This window comes from Amycolatopsis kentuckyensis, from assembly GCF_002155975.1.
Lineage (GTDB): Bacteria > Actinomycetota > Actinomycetes > Mycobacteriales > Pseudonocardiaceae > Amycolatopsis > Amycolatopsis kentuckyensis.
Window position 1 is genome coordinate 1 of sequence record NZ_MUMI01000392.1, and the last position, 9,312, is coordinate 9,312.

Sequence of the window (9,312 nt, forward strand, 5' to 3'; positions counted from 1 at the left end):
CGAACACCGCGAGCCGCCGGGCCAGCACCAGCTCGGGCTCGGCCAGCAGTTCCCAGCTCCACTCGACGACCGCGCGCAGCGTCCGCTGCCGCGGCAGCGCCGTCCGGCTGCCCGAGGTGAGCAGCCGGAACCGGTCGCCGAGCCGTCCGGCGATCTGGGTCACCGTCATCGACCGCAGCCGCGCCGCGGCCAGCTCCAGCGCCAGCGGCATCCCGTCGAGCCGGCGGCAGATCTCCCCGACGTGGTCCACAGTGGACTCGTCGAGCAGGAAGTCGGGGCGGACCGCGGCGGCCCGGTCGAGGAACAGCCGCGTCGAGTCGAGCTCGGCGGCCTCCGCGGGCGCGGCGCGTTCCGCGGGCACCGGCAGCGGGCCGAGCGGGCACAGCGCCTCGCCGGTGATGGCCAGCGGCTCGCGGCTGGTGGCCAGGATCCGCAGCCGCGGCGCCCGGTGCAGCAGTTCGTCGGCCAGCCGCGCGGCGGCGTCGACGACGTGCTCGCAGTTGTCCAGCACCAGCAGGGCTTCCTCGCCGCCGAGCACCTCGACGGCCTGCGCCACCGGATCCGGCGGCCGCCGGTGGACCTCGGCTTCGGTGCGGATCTCGCGGACTTCCAGGGCGCCCAGCAGCGCACCGGCGACGTCGTCGGGGTCGCGGACGCCGGCCAGCGCGGCGAACCAGACGCGGCCCCGCTGGTGGGCGGGGTGCCGCGACGCCGCCTCGGTGGCCAGCCGGGTCTTGCCCGCCCCGCCCGGCCCGGTCAGCGTGACCAGCCGGGCGCCGCCGAGGAGCTCGGCGAGCAGCTTGAGCTCGTCGTCGCGGCCGACGAACGTGGTCAGCCGGGTGGGCAGCCGATCGGCCACCGGCGACGGCGGCGCGAACTCGCCGCGCAGCGCGGCGACGTGGATCTCCTGCAGTTCGGCCGAGGGGTCGACGCCGAGCTGGTCGGCCAGCGTGCGGCGGATCCCGGCGTAGACGGAGAGGGCTTCCGACTGCCGCCCGGCCGCGCACAGCGCGCGGATCCGCAGCCCGGCGAGCCGTTCGCGCAGCGGGTCGGCGTCGGCGGCCGCGGTCAGGTCGGCCAGCACGGCGGCGTGCTCGCCCAGCCGGATCAGGGCGTCGAAGCGGTCCTCGGCCGCTTCGGCCCGCAGGTCGGTGAGCCGCCGCGCCGGCGCGGACGCGAACGGCGCGTCGAGGACGTCGGCGAGCGCGGGCCCCTGCCACAGCGCGAGGGCCTCGGTGAGCAGGTCGGCGGCGCGGGTGTCCCGGCCCGCGGCCAGCTCACGGCGCCCGTCGGCGGCGAGCCGTTCGAACCGCTCGGCGTCGACGTGACCGGCGTCGACCGCGAGCCGGTAGCCACCCGGCCCGGATTCGACCGCCACCGGCAGGACCTTCCGCAGCCGCGAGACCAGCGACTGCAGGGCGTTGGCGGCGTCGGCCGGCGGTTCGGCGCCCCAGAGCCCGTCGACGAGCGCGTCGGCCGGGACCGCGCGCCCGGCGTCCAGCGCCAGCCTGGCCAGGAGCATGCGGAGGCGGGCGCCGCCGATGTCGATCGGCGTGCCGTCGTCTTCCGCCGCCCGCAGCGGGCCCAGCAGCGCAACGCGCATGCGTCCAGCTTTCCAGACGGCGGGCCACCGCCGGGGCGGGCCGACGGAAGTGCTGATTATCCGGACAAATGCGACGCCCTCTCCCGGAGCGCCCGTTCCCGGCGATACGTTGCGGAAGATGCCCATCCGCATACGGACAGGAGCGTTCATGAGGGGACAGAAACCGGTCGTGGTGGCGGCCGCCGTGGTCGCCGGCCTCTGCCTCGGCACCGGCGTCGCCGCGGCGGGCGACGGCTGGGGCGCGGCGAAGCCCGGCAGTGACGGCGCCGGTGACAGCTACTACCCGCAGGACGGCAACGGCGGCTACGACGTCGCCGACTACAACCTCAAGGTCACCTACGACCCCGCGTCGCACCAGCTGACCGGGAACCAGGACATCGCCGCGCGGGCGACGCAGGCGCTCAGCTCGTTCAACCTGGACTTCAAGGGCCTGACCGTCGACTCGGTGAAGGTCGACGGCCGGGACGCCCGGTTCAGCCGGAGCGGTGACCACGAACTGGTCGTCACGCCTTCGCGCGCGCTGTGGCGGGGCCAGCACTTCAAGGTCAAGATCGCCTACCACGGCGTGCCCGCGCCGATCAGCGATCCGGCGCTCGGCAACAACGGCTGGCAGTTCGCCCAGGCGGGCGGCGCGTTCGTCGCCGGCGAGCCGAGGTCGGCCACGACCTGGTACCCGGTCAACGACACCCCGCTCGACAAGGCCACGTTCCACCTGGCGATCACCGTGCCCGACGAGTGGGGCGTGATCGCCAACGGCCGCGAGAAGCCGTCGGTCAAGGCACCGGGCGGCACCACGCACGTCTGGGCCGAAGAGACGCCGATCGTGCCGTACATGACGACGGTCGCGATCGACAAGTGGACGTTCGACCGCCAGAAGCGCAAGGACGGCACGCCGATCGTCAGCGCGTTCGCCCCGGGTGTCCCCGACTCGACGAAACAGGCCGAGGCGCGGCTGCCGGAGATCCTCGACTTCCTCGAGTCGAAGTTCGGCAAGTACCCGATCGACGCGGCGGGCGGCATCTTCCTCAACGAGCAGATCGGCTTCTCGCTGGAGACGATGAGCCGGCCGATCTACTCGGCGGGCTGGGCCGGCACGGTCCCGACGATCGTCCACGAGAACGCCCACCAGTGGTACGGCGACTCGGTGGCGGTCGCGCACTGGCGTGACGTCTGCCTCAACGAGTGCTTCGCCTCCTACGCCACCTGGCTGTGGGACGAGGCGAAGGAAGGCGTCGACCTGAACAAGCAGTACGCCGACGACGTCAAGACGGCACCGGCGCGGCTCTGGAACGGCAAGCTCTACGACATGGGTCAGGGCAACGAGTTCACGTACGTGTACTCGAAGGGCCCGATGATGCTGCACGCACTGCGCAACTACATCGGTGAGCAGGCCTTCTCCTGGGTCCTGAAGACCTGGCCGTCGCTGCACCGCGACGGCAACGCGAGCGTGCAGGAGTTCCAGCGGTTCACCGAATTCGCCGCGCACCGGAGCCTCCAGGGCTTCTTCGACGCGTGGGTGTACGGCACCGGCAAGCCGGCCGACCAGTACCTCTACCCGGGTGGGCTGAAGCCCGCCGCCTGATTCGCGGTAGTTCGTCGAGGCCACCCTGCGGACGTAGGGTGGCCTCGACGCTTTTCGGTCCGTTCCGGGAGGGGACATGGCCAGGGTGCTGATGACGGGGTTCGCGCCGTTCGGCGGCGAGTCGGTCAACCCCTCGTGGCAGGCGGTTTCACTGGTGGCCGCGCGCCGAGGCGACGTGGCGGCGGTGGAGCTGCCGTGCGCATTCGCGACGTCGCTCCCCGCGCTGCGGCGGGCGCTGGCGGAGCACCGGCCGTCGCTCGTGGTCTGCGCGGGCCAAGCGGGCGGCCGGGCCGAGGTGACTCCGGAACGGGTGGCGATCAACCTGATCGACGCCCGCATCCCGGACAACGCGGGCGCCCAGCCGGTGGACGCCCCGGTGGTTCCGGACGGCCCAGCGGCGTACTTCACGACGTTGCCGGTGAAGGCGTGCGTAGCGGCGATCCGCGCGGCGGGCGTACCGGCGTCGGTGTCCCACACCGCCGGGACGTACGTGTGCAACCAGGTCTTCTACGGCCTGATGCACCTGCTGGCCACGGAGTTCCCGGGCGTGCGCGGCGGGTTCGTGCACGTCCCGTTCAGCCCGGAACAGGTCGCCGCGGCGGGCAAGCCCGAACCGTCGCTGAGCGCGGCCCGGATCGCCGTCGCGCTGGAAGCACTGGCGGACACGGCATTGCGCGTCACCGAGGACCTGCCGGTCAGCGCGGGCGCGGAGCACTGACCCGCCAACCCCCTTCAACCACGCGAGTTACGTCCCCAATCACGCGAGATACGTCCCCAATCACGTCACTTACGTCCCCGATCACGCGAGTTACGCCGCGGGTCCCTTCGCCATGCCGGCGCGGCCGTTCCACAGCTCGCTCCGCCGGCGGGTTCGCGCCCCGCGGCTTCTGGTCACGTAGGCGCCGAGCACTAACCACCGCGGCCGGTGAGCTCGACGAACGCCGCCGGGCCCGGGACGTTGTGGTGGACCGTCAGGTCCGCGACCCGGTCGCCGCTCCAGGTCGGCGTGAACCTGACCACCAGCGCGCAGCGGCGGCCGGGCGCCACGTCCTGGCCGACGCACGCGCTCGCGTCCACCGTGAAGTCCGCGCTGTCCACCTCGATCCCGCTGACCCGCAGCGCGCTCGCGCCGACGCTGCGGACCGCCACCACGCAGGTCGTCGTCGTGTGCACCGGGGTCGTGCCACACGCGACCGACTCCGGGACGATCACCCGCGCTTCCGCGGCCACCTCCGGCACCCCCGGGAACGTCGCCGGGCGCCCCCGCACCAGGTCGAGCACGGTCACCCCGGTGACCGTCAGGACCAGCGCGCCCGTCGCCAGCAGCACGATCGCGATCGCCTTGATCCCGCGGGCGCTGCCGTCCTTGGCGGTGAACCCGCCGGCCGCCAGGACCGTGACCACCAGCGTGGAGATCAGCGTCGCGTCCGGGCCCGCGCCGATCGCCGCCGGGACGAGGGTGCCGAGCAGCGACGCCCCGACCGTGACCGCGAATCCCGTCCAGGAGAAGCGTTTCGCCTCGCGCAGCCGGCGCCGCACGGTCGGCGCCCGGGGTTTCGTGACAGTGCTCATGCAGGTAGGAGCGCCGACGCGGCGCGCTACGGACCACATTCCCCCGTTCGGCGGTACGGCGAGGCCGTCGTGATCTGAGGCACACCCCCGGCAAAGCCACCTGTCACGTGATCGAACGGTGTTTACATGTCCGGAACGCGCAGTCCGAAGAAGAGGTGAGCGATGATCGGATTCGAGACCGACCTGCAGGACCTGCGGGACTCGGCCCGAGCCCTCCAGGGAGCGGCCGATGCCGCGGAAGCCGCGTCGACCGGCCTGCGCGGCACCGACGTCCCCGTCAAGTCGGACGGCGGCGGCGGGCTGTTCGGCGGCCTCGGCGCGATGTTCCCGGCGGACAACGCCTTCGGCCGCACGCTCGGCATGCCGGCCGTCGCGGCGGCCTACAACGACCACCTGGCGAAGATCCAGAAGCTGGTCGCGCAGCTGCACCAGACCACCGCGGACACCAGCCACGCGCTGATGCGGGTCGCGGAGCTGTACGAAAAGGCCGACGAGGACTCGAAGCAGCACGTCAACCGCGCGGCCGCGGGCCTGGAGGGGAACTGACGTGGACGGCTACTTCGACACCGGGCTCGACGCCCAGCCGATGTCCAGTGGCGACGACCGCCGCGCGGAACTCCTGGACGGCGTCTCCGAGGACCTGAAGGAGGGCGCGACCGACGCCCTCGACGCGCTGGAAATCCTGCGGATGACCGACTGGATCTTCGGCATGGGCCCCGGCGACGACGGCTTCCGGAAGATGCAGGACGACGTCGCCGCCATCTACCGCGAGTTCTCCGACGCCGACATCGACCACGACTCGGCCGACGGCCTGCAGAGCCTGATCATGCGGCACGACGCCGTCTGGAAGGCGCTGCAGCGCGACTCGGGCCCGAAGCTCGACGACGCCCGGCAGTTCCTCGACGTCTGGCGCGGCTCCGCGGCCAACGCCGTCAAGGCCTACCTCAACGAGCTCGCGGACACCTTCACCGAGGTCGAAACCAAGATCACCATCCTGGAGAGCGACATCGTCGCCGCGCGCGAGGCCATCGCTTCGGCCCGGCAGGACCTCAACAACCTCGGCTCCACGTTCAAGAAGACGGCGGAGGACTACCAGAAGTCGCAGGAGCGCAAGCGCGAAGCGGCCATGTCGAAGGTGCTGGCGGCGACGTTCGCGGGCGCGGTCACCGGGCTGCTCACCGTGGCCACCGCCGGTGCGGGCGCGGCGGCCGGCGCGACGATCTTCACCATGGCCAACGGCGCGATCGTCGCCGGGAACGCCGCCGGTGGCGCGATCACCGCGGTCGTGGCGAACCAGGCGGAGATCACCGGCGACAACGGGTTCGACCTGTACCAGAGTTTCCTGGACAGCGCGGGCAAGATCCGCGACGCCGCCGGCGAGGCCGCCGGGACGCTCGCGGACCGCATCGGCGACGAAGCCGTCGACCTGCCGAAGATCCCGGACGCGCCGGACGTCAGCCCGGGCTCGAGCTTCGACCCGGACAACTTCGAAACCGACCGCACGTCGCGGCAGACCGAGAAGAACGTCCGCGACGCGAACGTCGACATCGCCTCCGACGGCCAGGTGTCCAGCGGCGCCACGCACGCCGGGAGGCTGGATGGCTGACGGCCCGGACCGCGAAGCCCTCCTGGCCGAACTGTCCACGCTGTCGGCGACGGCGACGTCCGCCGACGGCGCGGTTTCGCTGTCGGTCAACACCGACGGCGTGCTGACCCGGCTGCGGCTCACCGACGCCGTCTCGGGGATGTCACCGGCGGAGATCGCGGACGCCGTCCTGCGCACCTACGTCGAGGCCCAGCGCGAGTCGGCGAAGCGGACCGGTCAGTTGCTGGCGCCGCTGGGCAGCGGCGGCTACCTGATGGACCGGCTGCGCTGGCGGGTGCAGTTCGAGCCGGCGCCGGTTCCGGTGGCCGCCGCTCCTGCTGCTCCGGCACCGCCCGCGGAGGACGGCAAGGTGCTCAAGGACCGGTCGTCGGACGCCGCGGCCGCCGCACCGCCGTCCGGGCCGGTGCCGGACGACGACTGGTACGCCGGCGGCATGCGGTTCGACAAGGCCTGGTGAGTCAGGCCGGCTTGAGGCTGCGTTCGAAGAACGCGAGCAGGTCGCTGGTGCGGTGGGCCTCGCGCGAAGTGAAGAGCCCGGCCGCCCGGCGGCCGTCCGCCCCGAAGAGCACGATCGCGGACGACCTGCCGGCCCCGGCCACGTACCGGCCGTGCAGCCCGCCGCCGGCCCAGGTGCCGCGCTCGAGCGCGTTGCCGTCCGCTTGCAGCTTCGCGGTCACCTCGATCTCCTCGACGGTCACGCCCTGGTAGTAGCTGACGGCACCGCCGGTGATCCCGCAGGTGACGGCCGCCTGGGCGTGCAGCCGCGCGCCGATGTCGTCGGCGGCCCGGCAGGTGGCCCGGTCGGGGACGGTGCCGGCCAGTGAACGCAGGCAGGGGGTGAACCCGGCCTGGTCGCGCTGGGCCGTGGTCGTGCAGTCCACAGTGGATTGGGCGGAGTCGCTGCGAGTCGCGAGGAGCACGACGACGGTCGCCGTGATCGCGGCAACCACGAGCACGGCCAGGCCGATGACCAGCTTGGTCCGCTTGCGCGGCACCGGTTCCGGCCGCGGCGGCGCCAGTGGTGGCGCGTACTGCGGCGGCCGGACTCGCTGCTGCCACGGCTGGGGCCGCGGCGGCGTCACCGGCGGGCGGACCGGCGCGAACGCGGGCACGGTGAGGTCGGTGGGGGTGCCGAGCGGAACGTGGTGGAGCCCGAAGGCGACGGCCGTCTCGGGCTGGTCCTGCGTGGTCGGCGCGACGCCGAGCTGCCGCCCGAGCAGGGTGGCCAGCAGCGGCATCCGGCTCGGCCCGCCGACGAGGTAGACACCGGCGAGCTGCCCGGGCGTGAGACGGGCGCGGCGGATGGTGGCGGCGAGCAGTTCGGCGCTGCGCAGCAGGCTGGGCCGCACGAGCGCCTCGAGCTCGTCCCGGCTGACGAGGACGTCGCCGAAGGGCTCGGGCATCGGCACGTGGGTCTGCGCGTGCCGCGAGAGGCTTTCCTTGGCGTCACGCACATCCTGGAGCAACGCCCGCCGCGTCCGGCGGTCGGCGGTGGTCTGCGGCCGCAGGAGGCGTTGCCACTGCGCGGGATCGGCGTGCGACACCTCGCGTCCGATGTGGACCAGCAAGGCCTGGTCGATGTCGAGGCTGCCGAGGTCGGGCAGGCCGTCCTCGGCGAGCACGGTGAAGCCCTGCCGGGTGACCCCGACGACGGCGCAGTCGAAGGTGCCGGCCCCGAGATCGTAGACGCCGATGGGCCCACCGGCCCGGCTCCCCAGGCTGGCGTAGTGCGCGGCGGCGGCAACGGGTTCGGGGATCAGCTGGACATCGGCGAGCCGGGCGTCCGCGGCGGCGGCCCGCAGGACGTCCTGCCGGTCCGCGCCCCAGCCGGCGGGGTGCGAGATCCGGGTCTGCGCGAGCGGGCGGCCGAGCTGCCGTTCGGCCTCCTCACCCATCCTGCGCAGGACGGCGGCGAAAGCGTCGATGACCGGGATGTCGGCGTCCCCGAGCCGGATCGCGCCTTCGTCGATGCGCCGCTTCGGGTTGGGTTCGAACCGGCTGGGCTCGAGGCGGGCGCGCCGTTCGGCGTCCTGGCCGACGACGAGCAGGCCGTCATCGTTGAGGTAGACGGCGGAGGACATGGTGACCGACCCGTCGACCTCGATGGCCCGCGGCCCGCGCCCGAAGGCGGAGAGGACGCCGACGGTGCTGGAAGTCCCGAAGTCGATCGACAGCACGTCCAAGCGGATTCCCCTCCCAAGGTCCGCGGGCATCGTCTCACGCGCCCCAACAGCGAAAAGGGCGGCTCCCCGAACCGGGGAACCGCCCTCCTCCTGGCGTACTACGCGACGATCACTCGCCTTCGGCTTCGCCGCCCTGCTCCTCGTGGCCGGCGCCGATGCTGACCGGCGGGGCGTCCGGGATCGACGACGGACGACGCTCACCGCGGAAGGTGAAGCGGGCCTGGTCGTCCTTGTCTTCGGGGTTGCCGCTCCAGCCTTCGACGTCGACCAGGATGATCTGGCCCGGTTCGACCTCGCCGAAGAGGATTTTCTCCGAGAGCTGGTCTTCGATCTCGCGCTGGATGGTGCGGCGCAGCGGCCGGGCACCGAGCACGGGGTCGAACCCGCGCTTGGCCAGCAACGCCTTGGCCTTGGCGGTGAGTTCCAGCTCCATGTCCTTGGCCTTGAGCTGCGTCTCGACCCGGCCGATCATCAGGTCGACCATCATGATGATCTGTTCCTGGGTCAGCTGGTGGAACACGATGATGTCATCGATCCGGTTCAGGAACTCCGGGCGGAAATGCTTCTTCATTTCCTCGTTGACCTTCTGCTTCATCTTCTCGTACCGGGTGCCGGTGTCGTTGGACCCGGCGAACCCGAGCGACACGGACTTGGAGATGTCCGAGGTGCCCAGGTTGGACGTGAAGATGAGGACGGTGTTCTTGAAGTCGACCGTGCGGCCCTGACCGTCGGTCAGGCGCCCGTCTTCCAGCACCTGCAGCAGCGT

9 protein-coding genes are annotated in these 9,312 nt (G+C 72.4%); 5 read left to right on the forward strand and 4 right to left on the reverse strand.

Translation table 11 applies throughout. From position 1 onward, the window contains the following. On the reverse strand, positions 1-1,603 hold a 1,603-nt coding region (locus tag CCN39_RS32880; RefSeq protein WP_143264242.1), incomplete at its 3' end, for an AfsR/SARP family transcriptional regulator. A gap of 148 nt (positions 1,604-1,751) precedes the next feature. On the opposite strand from CCN39_RS32880, the gene CCN39_RS32885 reads away from it, so the two are divergent. Further along, on the forward strand, positions 1,752-3,185 hold the full coding sequence (locus CCN39_RS32885; protein ID WP_086848628.1) for a M1 family metallopeptidase: 1,434 nt from the start codon (positions 1,752-1,754) through the stop codon (positions 3,183-3,185). Positions 3,186-3,261: 76 nt separating this feature from the next. Beyond that, a complete protein-coding gene (pcp, locus tag CCN39_RS32890) occupies positions 3,262-3,903 on the forward strand; it encodes a pyroglutamyl-peptidase I (protein WP_086848629.1) in 642 nt (213 codons plus the stop codon). Positions 3,904-4,094: 191 nt separating this feature from the next. Here the strand turns inward: pcp and CCN39_RS32895 are convergent, their stop codons facing one another. Further along, positions 4,095-4,757, reverse strand: coding sequence for an Ig-like domain-containing protein (locus tag CCN39_RS32895; RefSeq protein ID WP_086848630.1), 663 nt, complete (start codon positions 4,755-4,757; stop codon positions 4,095-4,097). 162 nt (positions 4,758-4,919) lie between these two features. Between CCN39_RS32895 and CCN39_RS32900 the strand changes: the two genes are divergently transcribed. The 3 genes from CCN39_RS32900 to CCN39_RS32910 are packed head-to-tail and all read left to right on the forward strand — an operon-like array spanning position 4,920 to position 6,820. Next, a complete protein-coding gene (locus CCN39_RS32900; protein ID WP_086848631.1) occupies positions 4,920-5,303 on the forward strand; it encodes a hypothetical protein in 384 nt (127 codons plus the stop codon). A 1-nt stretch (position 5,304) separates the two neighbouring features. Next, complete coding sequence (locus tag CCN39_RS32905; RefSeq protein ID WP_244211105.1) at positions 5,305-6,363, forward strand: hypothetical protein; 1,059 nt, start codon at positions 5,305-5,307, stop codon at positions 6,361-6,363. Next, positions 6,356-6,820: a YbaB/EbfC family nucleoid-associated protein gene (locus CCN39_RS32910; RefSeq protein WP_086848632.1), complete on the forward strand. Its 465-nt coding sequence runs from the start codon at positions 6,356-6,358 to the stop codon at positions 6,818-6,820. The genes CCN39_RS32905 and CCN39_RS32910 overlap by 8 nt, the downstream gene beginning before the upstream one ends. 1 nt (position 6,821) lies before the next feature. Here CCN39_RS32910 and CCN39_RS32915 read toward each other — a convergent pair whose 3' ends face one another. Continuing rightward, positions 6,822-8,546, reverse strand: a complete 1,725-nt coding sequence (locus CCN39_RS32915; RefSeq protein WP_086848633.1) for an Hsp70 family protein — start codon at positions 8,544-8,546, stop codon at positions 6,822-6,824. 109 nt (positions 8,547-8,655) lie between these two features. Further along, positions 8,656-9,312 (reverse strand): ClpB D2-like domain containing protein (locus CCN39_RS32920; RefSeq protein WP_143264243.1); only part of this gene is annotated, 657 nt, incomplete at its 5' end.